Origin of the sequence: Citrobacter sp. CFNIH10 (assembly GCF_002934585.1) — a bacterium.
Lineage (GTDB): Bacteria > Pseudomonadota > Gammaproteobacteria > Enterobacterales > Enterobacteriaceae > Citrobacter_A > Citrobacter_A amalonaticus.
Genome location: NZ_CP026216.1, coordinates 1,902,385 through 1,917,056, shown reverse-complemented (window position 1 = coordinate 1,917,056; position 14,672 = coordinate 1,902,385). Strand labels below are relative to the sequence as shown.

At 54.8% G+C, this 14,672-nt stretch carries 13 protein-coding genes and 3 tRNA genes; 1 reads left to right on the top strand and 15 read right to left on the bottom strand.

Translation table 11 applies throughout. The features are described 5' to 3' along the window. Positions 1-164: 164 nt before the first annotated feature. From nsrR to nnr, 12 genes are all read right to left on the bottom strand, one after another. The gene (gene nsrR, locus C2U53_RS12695; RefSeq protein ID WP_042321442.1) at positions 165-590 is read right to left on the bottom strand and encodes a nitric oxide-sensing transcriptional repressor NsrR; all 426 of its coding nucleotides are present in this window, start codon (positions 588-590) and stop codon (positions 165-167) included. A gap of 220 nt (positions 591-810) precedes the next feature. Continuing rightward, positions 811-2,109 carry an adenylosuccinate synthase gene (purA, locus tag C2U53_RS12690; RefSeq protein ID WP_042321439.1) on the bottom strand — a complete coding sequence of 433 codons (1,299 nt, stop codon included), beginning with the start codon at positions 2,107-2,109 and terminating at the stop codon, positions 811-813. A 103-nt stretch (positions 2,110-2,212) separates the two neighbouring features. Continuing rightward, entirely contained in the window at positions 2,213-2,410 is a 198-nt protein-coding gene (locus C2U53_RS12685) for a DUF2065 domain-containing protein (RefSeq protein WP_042321436.1), read from the bottom strand. An 86-nt stretch (positions 2,411-2,496) separates the two neighbouring features. Continuing rightward, positions 2,497-3,501, bottom strand: a complete 1,005-nt coding sequence (gene hflC, locus C2U53_RS12680; protein ID WP_042321433.1) for a protease modulator HflC — start codon at positions 3,499-3,501, stop codon at positions 2,497-2,499. A gap of 2 nt (positions 3,502-3,503) precedes the next feature. Continuing rightward, complete coding sequence (gene hflK, locus C2U53_RS12675) at positions 3,504-4,760, bottom strand: FtsH protease activity modulator HflK (protein ID WP_042999185.1); 1,257 nt, start codon at positions 4,758-4,760, stop codon at positions 3,504-3,506. Between the two features lie 189 nt (positions 4,761-4,949). Further along, entirely contained in the window at positions 4,950-6,230 is a 1,281-nt protein-coding gene (hflX, locus tag C2U53_RS12670; protein WP_042321426.1) for a ribosome rescue GTPase HflX, read from the bottom strand. A gap of 74 nt (positions 6,231-6,304) precedes the next feature. Next, positions 6,305-6,613 (bottom strand): RNA chaperone Hfq, encoded by a 309-nt coding sequence (gene hfq / locus C2U53_RS12665; RefSeq protein WP_042999184.1) that lies wholly within the window; start codon positions 6,611-6,613, stop codon positions 6,305-6,307. Positions 6,614-6,696: 83 nt separating this feature from the next. Then, entirely contained in the window at positions 6,697-7,647 is a 951-nt protein-coding gene (gene miaA / locus C2U53_RS12660; protein ID WP_042999183.1) for a tRNA (adenosine(37)-N6)-dimethylallyltransferase MiaA, read from the bottom strand. Then, on the bottom strand, positions 7,640-9,505 hold the full coding sequence (gene mutL, locus C2U53_RS12655; RefSeq protein ID WP_042999182.1) for a DNA mismatch repair endonuclease MutL: 1,866 nt from the start codon (positions 9,503-9,505) through the stop codon (positions 7,640-7,642). Before mutL ends, miaA begins: the two co-directional genes overlap by 8 nt. A 9-nt stretch (positions 9,506-9,514) precedes the next feature. After that, the gene (gene amiB / locus C2U53_RS12650; protein ID WP_104445971.1) at positions 9,515-10,846 is read right to left on the bottom strand and encodes an N-acetylmuramoyl-L-alanine amidase AmiB; all 1,332 of its coding nucleotides are present in this window, start codon (positions 10,844-10,846) and stop codon (positions 9,515-9,517) included. Between the two features lie 16 nt (positions 10,847-10,862). Continuing rightward, positions 10,863-11,324 (bottom strand): tRNA (adenosine(37)-N6)-threonylcarbamoyltransferase complex ATPase subunit type 1 TsaE, encoded by a 462-nt coding sequence (gene tsaE / locus C2U53_RS12645; protein WP_042999180.1) that lies wholly within the window; start codon positions 11,322-11,324, stop codon positions 10,863-10,865. Further along, the gene (gene nnr, locus C2U53_RS12640) at positions 11,296-12,843 is read right to left on the bottom strand and encodes a bifunctional ADP-dependent NAD(P)H-hydrate dehydratase/NAD(P)H-hydrate epimerase (RefSeq protein WP_104445970.1); all 1,548 of its coding nucleotides are present in this window, start codon (positions 12,841-12,843) and stop codon (positions 11,296-11,298) included. The genes tsaE and nnr overlap by 29 nt, the downstream gene beginning before the upstream one ends. Here nnr and queG point away from each other — a divergent pair. After that, positions 12,842-13,981 (top strand): tRNA epoxyqueuosine(34) reductase QueG, encoded by a 1,140-nt coding sequence (queG, locus tag C2U53_RS12635; protein WP_042999178.1) that lies wholly within the window; start codon positions 12,842-12,844, stop codon positions 13,979-13,981. The two genes, nnr and queG, sit on opposite strands and share 2 nt — an antisense overlap. Positions 13,982-14,250: 269 nt before the next feature. Here the strand turns inward: queG and C2U53_RS12630 are convergent. The 3 genes from C2U53_RS12630 to C2U53_RS12620 form a co-directional block, all read right to left on the bottom strand. After that, positions 14,251-14,326: transfer RNA gene (locus C2U53_RS12630), tRNA-Gly, on the bottom strand. 81 nt (positions 14,327-14,407) lie between these two features. After that, positions 14,408-14,483, bottom strand: a tRNA-Gly gene (locus tag C2U53_RS12625). Between the two features lie 81 nt (positions 14,484-14,564). After that, a tRNA-Gly gene (locus C2U53_RS12620) sits at positions 14,565-14,640 on the bottom strand. Between the last annotated feature and the right edge of the window lie 32 nt (positions 14,641-14,672).

Genomic DNA, 14,672 nt, shown 5'->3' with positions numbered 1-14,672 from the left:
CTGCCTTTGCTCTCCCCAGTCGCTTACTTTTGTAAGCTCCTGGGGATTTATGAGAGACATCCCTGTCTCTCACCGAAGGCCAGCCTGCGGCTGTTCAAATTCGTTCCTGACGAATTTGTCACTCAGTTGCCGCCGCGATACGACGCGAAATGCTTTGGACTTCACTATTCCACCAGCAATAATTTATAAAGCGGTTGATTCTCTTCAACCAAATCGGCCAGCGTGTAGTTATCCAGCTCCGTTAGAAAACTTTGCACGGCCTTAGAAAGCGCCTGTTTGAGTCGACAGGCAGGGGTGATATGGCAAAACTCGCTGCTACAATTCACCAGCGACAGCGGTTCGAGTTCGCGCACGACATCGCCAATTCGAATAGTATTCGCGGCTTTGCCTAAACGGATCCCGCCATTTTTTCCCCGAATAGCAGTTACAAAGCCCGCCCGACTAAGTTGATTGATTATTTTGACCATATGATTACGGGAAACGCCGTAGACGTCTGTCACTTCCGAAATACTGGTCATGCGACCTTCCGGGAGTGATGCCATATAGATTAGCGCTCGTAGTCCGTAATCGGTGAAACTCGTTAACTGCACATCAACCTCAGGGAAAAGGGGGAATCGGGATACATCTTATTTATATTGATGATAAACCAGCCACTAGCCAGGCCGCTAATTTATTTCAGTTCGGAAGGAAAAAAGCGAGGATTTAACGCACGATTAAGCCGGATGACGACGCCTGGCATCTTGTCCGGCCAACTACACTTTGTAGGCCTGATAAGCGCAGCGCCATCAGGCACTGCGCCACGAACCAAAATTATGCGTCGAACGGGTCACGCAGAATCATGGTCTCAGTACGATCCGGGCCAGTCGAAATAATATCAATCGGCACACCGGTCAGTTCTTCGATACGCTTAATGTAGTTCAGCGCTGCCTGTGGCAAACCGCTACGCTCTTTCACGCCGAAGGTGGACTCAGACCAGCCCGGCATGGTTTCGTAAATCGGCTCGATACCTTCCCAATCGTCAGCCGCCAGCGGTGTTGTGGTCACTTCACGGCCATCCGGCATACGATAAGCGACACAGATTTTCACCTCTTTCAAACCGTCCAGTACGTCCAGTTTGGTCAGGCAGAAGCCCGACAGGGAGTTGATCTGTACTGCACGACGCACAGCAACGGAGTCCAGCCAGCCAGTACGACGACGACGCCCCGTGGTAGCACCGTATTCGTTACCCTGTTTGCACAGGAACTCACCGATGTCATCAAACAGCTCAGTCGGGAACGGACCCGCACCCACACGCGTGGAGTAAGCTTTGATGATACCCAGCACGTAATCCACATAACGCGGACCCAGGCCAGAACCTGTTGCCACGCCACCCGCAGTGGTGTTAGAGGACGTTACGTACGGATAGGTACCGTGGTCAATGTCCAGCAGCGTACCCTGCGCGCCTTCGAACATGACGAAATCGCCACGCTTGCGCGCCTGGTCCAGCAGATCGGACACATCAACAACCATAGAGGTCAGGATGTCGGCAATCGCCATCACATCATCCAGCACTTTCTGGTAGTCAACCGCGTCAACTTTGTAGAAGTTAACCAGCTGGAAGTTGTGATATTCCATCACTTCTTTCAGTTTTTCAGCGAAGGTGGCTTTGTCGAACAGATCGCCAACGCGCAGACCGCGACGGGCGACTTTGTCTTCGTAAGCCGGCCCGATACCACGACCGGTAGTCCCGATCGCTTTCGCGCCACGTGCTTTCTCACGCGCGTTATCCAGCGCAACGTGGTAGTCCAGAATCAGCGGGCATGCTTCAGACAACAGCAGACGCTCGCGAACAGGAACACCACGATCTTCCAGTCCTTTCATCTCTTTCATCAGCGCAGCCGGAGACAGCACAACACCGTTACCGATGATGCTGATGACGTTCTCGCGGAGAATACCTGATGGAATAAGATGGAGGACGGTTTTTTCACCGTTGATTACGAGAGTATGGCCTGCGTTGTGACCGCCCTGGTAGCGTACAACATATTTAGCCCGTTCAGTCAGAAGATCGACGATCTTTCCTTTACCTTCGTCACCCCATTGGGTGCCCAGTACGACGACGTTGTTACCCATTTTTCAAAATCACCGTTTGCTTAAAAATGGATTCTACCATCGCTTTTTCAGATATACAGCACTTTTTGCATGCAAAAATTAGCTAAATTCGCACGTTTTTTGATCAGCCAATCGTTTTCCTCAACATGTAGTAGACCACAATGCCTGCAACCACAAGTCCACCACCAAAACGACGTAAAGTATTTTCAGGCAACTGCGTCATGGCAGAAATCATCTTCTTCCATGCTCGCGGGTAAAGCATCGGACCTAAACCTTCAAGCACTAAAACCAGCGCAAGCGCGAGCCAGATTGTTGAGTTCATCGGACGTCCTTTATAAAAAGAAAACCACCGGCATCCTCAGGGATGCGGTGGTTTTATGCGTCTAACCTAAAACCGTTGCGACGATATTATCGCGTTGCGGTATTCGGTGTCTTCATGTAGCGGAAGAAATCGCTGTCCGGGCTCATGACCATGACATCCTGATTGCCTTCGAAGCTCTTCTCGTAAGCACGCAGGCTACGAATAAAGGCGTAGAAGTCAGGATCCTGGCTGAACGCATCGGCAAACAGCTTCGCCGCTTCTGCATCCCCTTCACCGCGCATGATACGCCCCTGACGCTCAGCTTCCGCCAGCGTTTTGGTCACTTCATAGTCGGCTGTCGCGCGCAGTTTTTCCGCTTCTTCCTGACCTTGTGAACGGTGACGACGCGCTACCGCTTCACGCTCAGCGCGCATACGGTTATAGATCGCTTCAGACACTTCGGTCGGCAGGTTGATCTGCTTGATCCGCACGTCGACCACTTCGATACCCAATGCGGCCATACTGTTCGGGTTGATCACCGGCACATTGCCGTTGGTTTCAGCCTGAACACGTTCAGCGGCTTCGGCAATCGCGTTATCCGCTGCCGGGGTCGCCACTTCGTCTTCGGTTCCGGCAGAGCCAGAGTTCAGGGCGTCACGCACTTCCAGGGTCAGACGACCACGGGAGTCGGTCACGATGTCTTTCACATCCAGACGACCAATCTCAGAACGCAAACGGTCAGAGAACTTACGTTTCAACAGAACTTCAGCCTGAGAAATATCGCCGCCGCCTGTCGCCAGGAAGTAACGGCTGAAATCGCTGATGCGCCATTTGATGTAAGAGTCGACAATCAGGTCTTTCTTCTCTTTGGTGACAAAGCGATCGGCCTGGTTATCCATCGTCTGGATACGCGCGTCGAGCATTTTCACCGACTGAATAAACGGTACCTTAAAGTGCAGACCCGGCTCATAAATCAATGGTTTTTTGTCGGCATCACGCACGACGCTGCTGAACTGGAACTTAATTCCGCGCTCGCCTTCTTTCACCACGAAAATTGAGGTGTACAGCACTACCAGCACGATGATGATAATCGCAATAACTGACTTACGCATCGTTATTCCCCCTGACGCTGGTAGTCGTTACGCTGCGCGTTAGCGCGGCGTTGGTCCATAATATCGCCCTGACTGGTGGACGAGGTGTTGCTTGCTCCGCTGCTGCTGGAAGATGACGTGGAGGGCAGACGCAGCAGGTTCGAACCGCTATCGCTCTTTGCCGCCGGCGCGCTCGCGCCTTTCAGCATCTGATCCAATGGCAGAACCATCAGATTGCCACCTTTGTCGTTAACCAACACTTTACGGGTATGGCTCAACACTTTTTCCATCGTCTCGATATACAGACGCTCGCGGGTAATCTCTGGCGCCGCTTTATATTCCGGAAGGATTTTCGCAAAGCGCGCCACTTCACCCTGCGCTTCCAGGATGGTTTGCGTTCTGTAAGCACGCGCCTCTTCGAGGATACGCTGTGCCTGACCGTTCGCACGCGGCTGAACTTCGTTGGTATACGCTTCCGCTTCACGGATGTACTGCTGTTCGTTCTCACGGGCAGCAATGGCATCGTCAAACGCCGCTTTCACCTCTTCCGGCGGACGTGCAGCCTGGAAGTTGACGTCCAGCAGGGTAATACCCATGTTATACGGACGAATGGTCTCTTCCAGTTCACGCTGGGTATCGCTACGAATAACGGTACGCCCTTCGGTCAGGATACGGTCCATGGTGTATTTACCGATCACGCCGCGCAGGGCGCTGTCGGTCGCCTGACGCAGACTGTCATCCGCGCTGGTTACGCTAAACAGATATTTTTGCGGATCGGTGATGCGGTACTGCACGTTCATCTCAACACGCACCACGTTCTCATCTGACGTCAGCATCACACCGGAAGCGGCCAGTTCGCGGACGGCTTCCACGTTCACCGGCGTCACCTCGTCGATAAACGTCGGCTTCCAGTTCAGGCCCGGTTCAACCAGATGGCTGAACTTACCAAAGCGTGTCACCACGCCGCGCTCTGCTTCTTTGATGGTGTAGAAACCGCTCGCCGCCCAGATAATGACGATAGCTGCCGCCGCGATGGAGACGACACGTCCGCCCAGATGCGGGCGCGGGCCTTGTGATGAGCTTCCGCCGCCAGAGCCAGTACCTTTACCGCCTCCCAGTCCACCGAGTTTTTTACTCAGCTTGCGAAAGATGTCATCGAGATCAGGTGGCCCCTGCTCGCGACCACCTTTGTTTCCATTTCCCTCAGAGTTGCCGCCTGGTTTGCTGCTTCCCCACGGGTCGCGGTCTTGTCCGTTATTACCGGGCTGATTCCACGCCATGTTTGTGCTCCATATTTGTTATGCGATGCTATACCTGTGTTTTTTGCGCGGCAGATGCGTTGGCTACATCCCTCAGCTCCCGTCACATAGTTGACTATGCTCCAGAGAATTTCAGGACTTGCCGCCTTCCTGCCGCTCAACCTCCACAAGGTACAGAGGCGAAAAAATCTTCAGGCCATATCCGTCAGATCAGACAACATAGTCTTCCAAAGCCGGTTCTTGTTTACAGAGGCGACGCCAGTCAACGATCGGCAGGCGAACTTGCAGACTTACGCTACCGTCATCCTCCATCCACTCTTTTTCTATTGCCTGAAGCTGATAAAAACGGCTTCTCAGACGCCCTTCCTGCGGCGGCAAACGCAACGTATGCTGCGCCACCTCGCCGGAAAGTCGCTCCGTCAAAGCCTGAAAAAGCTGTGGTATCCCAACCCCTGTCTGCGCGGAAAGCCAGACACGGATCGGTTTGTTCTCTTCATCCCGGTCGATACGCGGTTCAAAGTCATCCAGCATATCGATCTTGTTCATCACCATCAGGGACGGGATCTCGTGAGCATCGATCTCTTCGAGAACCGTATCCACTGCGTCGATGTTTTCCTGCACGCGCACATCCGCTGCATCAACCACATGCAGCAACAGTGTCGCCTGACGCGTTTCCTGGAGGGTCGCTTTAAACGCCGCAACCAGATCGTGCGGAAGATGACGGATAAACCCAACGGTATCCGCCAGCACGGTCTCCCCGACATCCGCCACGTCAATGCGACGCAGCGTCGGATCCAGGGTCGCAAACAGTTGATCTGCCGCATAGACCCTGGCTTCGGTTATCTGATTGAAAAGGGTGGATTTTCCGGCGTTGGTATATCCCACCAGCGAGACGGTCGGGACATCCGCCTTAATGCGCGACTGTCGCCCCTGCTCACGTTGCTTTTCAACTTTTTCCAGGCGCGACTGGATCTGCAATATACGGTTTCGCAATAAACGGCGGTCGGTTTCGAGCTGGGTTTCACCCGGACCGCGCAAACCAATCCCGCCTTTCTGTCTTTCAAGGTGGGTCCAGCCACGGACAAGACGCGTAGCCAGATGGCGCAACTGCGCCAGTTCAACCTGCAATTTCCCCTCATGGGTACGTGCACGCTGCGCAAAAATATCTAAGATAAGGCCAGTGCGGTCGATAACACGACACTCACACAGGCGCTCCAGGTTACGTTCCTGGGCCGGACTCAATGCATGATCGAATAATACGACGGCAGCGCCTGTCGCTTTTACGGCTTCCGCAATTTCAACGGCTTTACCTTCACCAACAAAGTACTTCGGGTGCGGTGCTTTACGGCTACCGGTAATCACCTGCATTGCTTCGACACCGGCGGAAGAGACCAGAGATTCAAACTCCTGGAGGTCTTCCATATCTTTGTCTTGCGAAAAATAGATGTGTACCAGTACCGCCTGCTCACCGGCGTCATAACGGTCAAACAAGCGTCAACCCCTCGATATAGATCAGCGGGGAACGCAGAAATTCTGGCTCCCCGTGTGTAAAACAGCCAAAAACCTTATTCGGTCTCTTCGCTGTCCTGTTGCGTCGCAGAACCCTGCGCGCCGCTACCGTGATGATAGTTACTGCTGGTACCGCCACCGGCATTGTTACTATGATGAGAAACCGGGCGAGACGGGACAACAGTAGAAATCGCGTGCTTATAAACCATCTGACTGACCGTGTTTTTCAACAGGATCACAAACTGATCAAAAGACTCGATTTGACCTTGCAGCTTAATACCATTCACCAAATAAATAGAAACTGGAACACGTTCCCGACGCAGTGCGTTCAGGAACGGATCTTGTAAAGATTGCCCCTTAGCCATTCTCTCTTTTCCTTATATGCTTATTTGTACTTTGAATCTTTCGATTCTGAAAATTGCGCACGATACGCCTTAATTGTACACATTCAGTTCGCGATAGCACCAACAACCTGTAATACTTCGTTCCGCGCCTGCTCAGGTTTCTCACTGTCAAGCCAGTGCACTCCTTCCCAACCGCGTAACCAGGTTACCTGGCGCTTTGCCAACTGCCTCGTGGCGCAAACACCTCTATAAACCATTTCATCGTATGATATTTCGCCTTCAAGGTATGACCACATCTGGCGGTATCCCACACAACGAATGGAAGGCAAGTCCGTATGCAAATCTCCACGGGCAAAAAGCGCCCGAACTTCTGCTTCAAATCCTGAAGCCAACATCTGATGAAAACGCTGCTCGATGCGTTGATGCAACAGCTCACGGCTCGCTGGGGCGATGGCAAACTGATGCACCTGGTACGGTAAAGCATCACCTGACGTTTGCGTCAGTTCCGTTAAAGTTTTACCCGAAATGAAAAAAACTTCCAGTGCCCGGGAAAGTCTTTGCGGATCATTTGGATGAATACGCGCAGCCGCAACCGGATCGATTGTCTGAAGCTGTTGGTGCAACGCATCCCACCCTTGCTCTGCCGCCTGTTGCTCAATTCTGGCCCTGACCTGCGGGTCTGCCGACGGTAACGGCGAAAGACCTTCCAGCAATGCCTTGAAATACAACATCGTACCGCCCACTAACAGCGGAATACGCCCCGCCGCAGTGATCTCGCTCATCTCCGCCAACGCATCGCGGCGGAAATCCGCAGCAGAATACGCCTGCGACGGATCGCGAATATCCAGCAATCGGTGCGGAGCCACCTTTAACTCTTCAGCGTCCGGCTTCGCCGTCCCGATATCCATCCCTTTGTAAATAAGGGCGGAATCGACGCTTATCAACTCTACTGGCAAAACTTTACGCAATTCAATCGCTAGCGCCGTTTTACCCGAGGCCGTAGGCCCCATCAAAAAAATTGCCTTTGGCAGGCTCGCCTTACTGATATCACTCATGTTTCAGGGCATTCATCGCCGTATGTAAATCAACAGGTTGTAACAGACCACCCGGCGGCGCCTTCACGAGCTGCGGGCAAAGCCGCTCCACATCAGCCAGCAGGGTAATGGCCTGAGCCATTGTCCACTGCGTATGCTCACTCATCAAATTACGCGCAATCCACTGCGCCAGATTACCAGGTTCACGCGCTGACTGTTGCGTCAGGTAGCCTATCAGTTCAGGAATCAAGATTTGTAAATTTTGTTGGCGTAAGGGTAAAGGCACCGCCCGAATGGTCACATGCTGGGCATCTGCCTGAAATTCAATCCCCAATTCCACCAGTGCGCCCTGCGCATTTTCCAGCGCGGCCTTTTCCTCTGCAGACACTTTTAGCCGCAGCGGGATCAGCAACGGCTGAGCGCAAACCTGCCCCTCTCCCGGCGAAAGCTGCGCCTGACGCAGCCAGCGTTCTGCCACGGGCAGCGCCAGCAGGTGAATACTCCCATCGCGCTCCAGCAGCGCGCAGTCGTTGCCCACAATCGTGAGCACACGGCCAAAGCTCTGACTGTGTCCCGACAGTGCTGACACAGCTGGCTCCGGCGCAGGCGATGATTTTGTCGCATGTGTCGGCGTTTGCAGGAGCTGGCGATACACCTCGCCCTGCTGTTTCTGGTAGCCCGGCTGGGCATGCGGCCAGCTTGCCGCCGTTGGGCGCGGCGCGCTGCTGCCCGCTGTCGGTGTGGAGGCGTAGCGCGGTGCCGTAGGTTCGCGGGCCTGCGCCGGCTCAGCAAAATGGTTACGCCCTGCAGCCACACGGTTTTCCGGAACGTGCCGGGGCGCGGGTTCGCCTTCTGCTTCCAGCGGCAATGGCGATTCAAGCTGCTGTTGCAGCACGCTCAGCACGCCCTGGTAGATAAAGTCATGGACCAGACGCGACTGATGAAAACGCACTTCATGCTTGGCCGGGTGCACGTTGACATCCACCTGATGCGGGTCAATCTCAAGGTACAGCACAAATGCGGGCTGTTGATCGGCGCCCAGCTTATCTTCACAGGCCTGACGAATGGCGTGGTTGATCAACCTGTCGCGCATCATGCGTCCGTTGACGTAGCAGTACTGAATTTCCGCCAGCGCCGTCGTGGTGTGATTGGGATCGGCGACCCAGCCGCGTAAGGTCAGATCGCCATGCTGCCACTCAATCGCCAGCGCATGCTCAAGAAACGGCGTACCACAAATGGCGCCCAGACGACGCTCTTGCGGCCCCTCTTTCGCCACCGCACGGTACTGACGTACCATTTTGCCGTTGTGCGACAAATTGATCGTCACATCAAAACGCGCCAGCGCAATGCGCCGGATGATCTCGTCAATATGATTGAATTCGGTTTTCTCGGTGCGCATAAACTTGCGCCGGGCGGGGGTGTTGTAGAACAGATCGAGGACTTCCAGCGTGGTGCCTACCGGATGCGCGGCCGGTTTGACTGTTACCTCCATGTCGCGCCCTTCGGCGTAGGCTTGCCAGGCTTCCTGTTGCTCTGCGGTGCGTGACGTGAGAGTCAGGCGAGATACCGAGCTGATACTCGCCAGCGCTTCGCCGCGAAAACCCAGGCTAATGATCGCTTCCAGATCGTCAAGAGAGGCAATTTTACTGGTGGCGTGCCGCGCCAGCGCCAGCGCCAGTTCGTCTTTCCTGATCCCGCAACCATTGTCACGGATACGGATCAGCTTCGCGCCGCCGCGCTCGATATCAATATCGATGCGCGTTGCCCCGGCATCAAGGCTGTTTTCCACCAGCTCTTTGACCACCGATGCAGGTCGCTCAACCACCTCACCTGCGGCAATCTGGTTCGCCAGTTGTGGCGGTAACACCTGAATCGGCATGCAAATTCCTTAGTTGATCAACGACTCACCCGGCGTAGCGGCGCTCGCGGTTTGCGCCGCACTTCCCTGCGGAGCCGACTGCATCGGATGCGCCTGGAAGTAGTTACGCAGCCCTTTGTAAATCGCATCGGCCAGTTGTTGCTGATACGCATCGCTCGCCAACAGACGTTCTTCACTGTGATTACTGATAAACCCGGTTTCCACCAGCACCGAGGGAATATCTGGCGAGCGCAGAACGCCCAGGCTGGCATGTTCAGGCCGCCGTTTATGCAGTGACCCAATCCGTTCGAGCTGGCCTAACATGTTGGTTGCCACATCATACCCTACGCGTTGGGAATGGCCGAACTGCAAATCCAGCACCGCCAGACTTAGGTACGGATCGGCCTGGCTGTTTGCCAGCACATCCCCCGCGCCGCCCAACAGCTCCGACTGTTTTTCATGTTCTTCAAGCCAGTTCGCCATTTCACTGTTGGCGCGCCGGTTCGACAACACCCACACGGAGGCTCCGGTGGCGCTGCGGTTGGGCGCGGCATCGGCGTGAATCGACACCAGGAAGTTGGCGTTTTGCTTACGCGCCACGTCAGAGCGCCCCATCACAGAGATAAAATAATCCCCGTCACGGGTTAACACGCCTTTAAACATCGGATCATCATTAAGCAGCGTGCGCAGTTTACGGGCCACCGCGATAGTGACATTTTTCTCTCGCGTACCGCCGGGGCCGATCGCGCCGGGATCCTGCCCACCGTGCCCGGCATCAATGGCGATCACCACTTTGTCACCATTGCTGGATGTCGCTCTGGCCGCCGGGCGCGTCGCCGTATTGCTGCTGATCACGGCGGTGGTGCGATCGTTGCTGGTTTTAAACGGATTTCGCGCAGGTTCAGTCGGACGCGGCGCCACCACCGGCGTTTCGACGCGTTTAGCAACGACTGGAGCGGGGGGAGGTGGCGGAGGCGTATCGGCGTTAATGGTAAAGACTACCGTGTAGTTTCCGCCACTCTGCCGTTTTACCGCCTCGGTTTTCCCGTTTTCGGTTAAATCCACCATCAGTCGTAGTGACTGTGGATCTTTCGCCGTGCCGGAACGAATGGTCTTCACCAGGTTATTACCGCTAAACATCAGCGGAAGCCCCTGAATGACCCCCGTTTGCTTAATATCCAGCGCAACGGTACGTTTGCCTTCATGGGAAAAGGCATAATCGGGATCGCCAATAAAACTGAGCGTAATACGCGCCTGTCGATCGCCGTTGGAGACCTGGATATCGGAGAGGCTGGCGGCTCCGGCCTGCGCGCACAGCAGAAACAGCATGGCCACCAACCCATTTCTGATACGATAAATCATCCCGCCACCTTTAAGGTTAACCGGCTAAACGCGCCAGCAACGAATCACCTGATGAGGAGACAGCACGGATGCGCGCCTCACGACCTTGCGCCTGGTAATCTATGTGTATTTCGACATCCGGGTCCGGGAGTACACCTTTACCCTGTTGCGGCCATTCCACCAGGCAAATGGCATCGTTGGCAAAATAATCGCGGATCCCCATAAATTCGAGCTCCTCGGGATCGGCAAGACGATACAGATCGAAGTGATAGACCATCAGGTTATCGAGAGAATAGGGTTCGACCAGCGTATAGGTTGGACTTTTTACATTACCGGAATGGCCTAACGCCTGCAGGAATCCCCGACTAAAGGTGGTTTTACCCGCGCCTAAATCACCGTAGAGATAGATCACGGTCGCGCCGTTGCAGGCCTTGGCTACCCGTTGTCCCAGGTCTAATGTTGCCTGTTCGTCAGGTAGCGGAATTACTCGATTCATCATGATAAACGTCAATCACATCAGGGTTAACAATACGCTGTAGCGTGGAAAAAAGATCGGTTGCCAACATGCCGCGCATACCGGCACGCGCCGCCAGAACATCGGCCGCCGCACCGTGAGCCACGCAGCCAGCACAGGCTGCATCATACGGGGTAAACTTCTGTCCGAGCAATGCGCCAATAATACCGGAAAGCACATCGCCCATGCCGCCGCTGGCCATGCCTGCGTTGCCGACATCAGCAATTCCCAACGCCTCCGGTTGTGCGGCAACCACCGTTCCCGCCCCTTTCAACACCGCAACGCCTCCGTAACGTTTTACCAGACGCTGTGCAGAATGTAAGCGATCACTTTCAATTTCTGCGACAGAACACCCCAGTAACCGCGCGGCTTCTCCCGGATGCGGTGTGATGACGCGATTGTGACGTTTATCGGGATTGATTGCCAGCAGGTTCAACGCATCGGCGTCCCAGACCATCGGTTTACGGAAATTCTCGACTTTTTGCAGCGCTTTCTTCCCCCACTCCGCCTGCCCGAGCCCAGGGCCAATGATGATGACATCCGCCCATGCGAGGCTTTCATCAAGGGACTGCGGCGTCAGTTCATGCACCATCAGTTCGGGACGAGCGGTCAGCAGTGGGGCGATATTTTCGCTGCGCGTCAGCACGCGTACCAGCCCCGCTCCGGCGCGCAGCGCCGCTTCACCGGCCAGTCGAATCGCTCCCGCCGTGCCGTGATCGCCGCCGATCACCACCAGTCGACCGTGATCGCCTTTATGCGACGTTGCACGACGCGGAGAGAGCCAGTGCGCAAGTTGTGAGGCGTCAAAGCGATGAATCGGCGCGTCCTGCCCTGTCAGCCAGTCGTCCAATCCCAGCGAATTAAAATGAAGGCGCCCGGTCACATCCCGGGCTTTCCCCGTCAGCAGACCGGGTTTCAGGACGATAAAGGTGACCGTGCGTTCGGCCCGGATGACCGCACCGGGCGTCGCGCCCGTTTGTGCCAGCAACCCGGAAGGAATGTCTATTGAGACAACAGGCGCAGGGTGGGCGTTTGCCCGTTCGATTAATTCAGACAACGGCTCGCGCGGCGCCTGGGTTAACCCGATCCCCAGAAGCGCATCAATAATCAGGTCGATATTTTCCGGCCAGGCAATCGCCGGGGAATGGATCACGCCTCCTGCATTCAGCCAGGCTTCCCGCGCTTGTGCGGCCTCCTCGGGCAGCGGCTTATCGCTTTCCAGCGCTACCAGGGTGACCAGAATCCCTGCTGCTTTCGCCAGCCTCGCCACCACATAGCCATCGCCACCATTGTTACCGTGACCGCAGAGCGCCAACCAGCGCCGGGCATAAGGCCGGGACTCGCGCGCCACGTCAAACACCGCCTCGCCCGCTCGCAACATCAGTTCGAACAACGTGAGCCCCAGCGTGTCAGCAGCTTCTCGCTCCAGCCGTTTGATGTCATCGGCGGGCCAGATGGAGTGTGGTATACTGATGGGGTTTTTCTTCATTGTATGGTCCGTCATGTCAGAGCCCCTCAATCTCAATCAGTTAGCGCAAAATATTAAGCAGTGGGGGCTGGAACTGGGCTTTCAGCAGGTCGGTATTACCGATACTGACCTGAGCGAGTCCGAACCCAAACTGCAGGCGTGGCTGGACAAACAATACCACGGCGAAATGGACTGGATGGCGCGCCACGGCATGATGCGCGCGCGTCCTCATGAGCTACTGCCTGGCACACTTCGCGTCATCAGCGTGCGCATGAACTATCTTCCCGCCCACGCCGCGTTTGCCCGGACGCTGAAAAATCCCTCGCAGGGTTACATCAGTCGCTATGCCCTGGGCCGCGACTACCATAAGCTTTTACGCAACCGCCTCAAAAAGCTGGGTGAGAGGATTCAGCAGCACTGTGTCTCGCTGAATTTTAGACCTTTTGTCGACTCTGCGCCCATACTTGAGCGCCCGCTGGCAGAAAAAGCCGGTCTGGGTTGGACAGGTAAGCACTCACTAATCCTCAACCGTGAGGCCGGGTCGTTTTTCTTTCTTGGTGAGTTACTGATTGATTTGCCCCTGCCGGTTGATGCTCCCGTGGAGGAAGGATGCGGAAAGTGCGTCGCCTGCATCACCACCTGTCCGACCGGGGCGATTATCGCCCCCTACACGGTGGATGCGCGTCGTTGCATCTCCTACCTCACCATCGAACTGGAAGGCGTAATCCCTGAAGCACTGCGACCATTGATGGGCAACCGGATCTACGGTTGTGATGACTGCCAGTTGATTTGCCCATGGAATCGCTACTCGCAGCTGACTGACGAAGACGATTTCAGTCCCCGTAAGCCGCTTCATGCGCCCGAGTTGATTGAGCTGTTCGCCAGAAATGAAGCCTGGTTTTTAAAAGTCACAGAAGGGTCAGCCATTCGTCGTATTGGTCATCTGCGCTGGCTGCGTAATATTGCGGTAGCACTCGGTAATGCGCCCTGGAGTGACGCCGCCCTTTCCGCACTGGAAAGCCGCCGGGGTGAGCACCCACTTCTTGATGAACACATAGAGTGGGCCGTCGCGCAGCAGATCGCGAAGCGAAACGCCGACGTGATCGAGGTGCAATCACCAAAGCAAAGGCGACTGGTTAATGCTATCGAAAAGGGACTTCCACGGGACGCCTGAATCGTCCACAGGCTGTGCATAAAAATAAAAACACATTGCTATTCAAGAACGAAAAAATCGTCAAGTGATCGCATTAACAATTTGTAATCTTAATTTAAACTTTGATTTCAGATAGTTATAAAGAAACTATTCACTTAGCGAAGTATTTGAATATTCCGTAGAAAAATCCGAAGCTGTGGATAACTCTGTTCACAAGAGTATGACAGATACAAAACGAAACGACCCCAACGCATAAACGCACTGTGGTTGATTTTCTGGAGATAAGAATTTGGAGCGGGAAACGAGACTCGAACTCGCGACCCCGACCTTGGCAAGGTCGTGCTCTACCAACTGAGCTATTCCCGCTTAATCTTCGTCTTTCAAACTGCTGTCGCAATTCGAAATCCTGCGATTGGGTGGTCTGTGCTAAGAAGCACTTTCAAATTTTGGAGCGGGAAACGAGACTCGAACTCGCGACCCCGACCTTGGCAAGGTCGTGCTCTACCAACTGAGCTATTCCCGCTTAATCTTCGTCTTTCAAACTGCTGTCGCACTTCGAAATTCTGCGATTGGGTGGTCTGTGCTAAGAAGCACTTTCAAATTTTGGAGCGGGAAACGAGACTCGAACTCGCGACCCCGACCTTGGCAAGGTCGTGCTCTACCAACTGAGCTATTCCCGCTTAATCTTCGTCTTTCATGTTGCTGCTGTGTT

Bases quoted from the DNA above. Each gene is read 5' to 3' on its own strand.
- amiB (WP_104445971.1), bottom strand. From the start codon at position 10,846: ATGATTTATCGTATCAGAAATGGGTTGGTGGCCATGCTGTTTCTGCTG.
- purA (WP_042321439.1), bottom strand. From the start codon at position 2,109: ATGGGTAACAACGTCGTCGTACTGGGCACCCAATGGGGTGACGAAGGT.
- nnr (WP_104445970.1), bottom strand. From the start codon at position 12,843: ATGACGGACCATACAATGAAGAAAAACCCCATCAGTATACCACACTCC.
- mutL (WP_042999182.1), bottom strand. From the start codon at position 9,505: ATGCCGATTCAGGTGTTACCGCCACAACTGGCGAACCAGATTGCCGCA.
- queG (WP_042999178.1), top strand. From the start codon at position 12,842: ATGTCAGAGCCCCTCAATCTCAATCAGTTAGCGCAAAATATTAAGCAG.
- miaA (WP_042999183.1), bottom strand. From the start codon at position 7,647: ATGAGTGATATCAGTAAGGCGAGCCTGCCAAAGGCAATTTTTTTGATG.
- tsaE (WP_042999180.1), bottom strand. From the start codon at position 11,324: ATGATGAATCGAGTAATTCCGCTACCTGACGAACAGGCAACATTAGAC.
- hflC (WP_042321433.1), bottom strand. From the start codon at position 3,501: ATGCGTAAGTCAGTTATTGCGATTATCATCATCGTGCTGGTAGTGCTG.
- C2U53_RS12685 (WP_042321436.1), bottom strand. From the start codon at position 2,410: ATGAACTCAACAATCTGGCTCGCGCTTGCGCTGGTTTTAGTGCTTGAA.
- hfq (WP_042999184.1), bottom strand. From the start codon at position 6,613: ATGGCTAAGGGGCAATCTTTACAAGATCCGTTCCTGAACGCACTGCGT.
- hflK (WP_042999185.1), bottom strand. From the start codon at position 4,760: ATGGCGTGGAATCAGCCCGGTAATAACGGACAAGACCGCGACCCGTGG.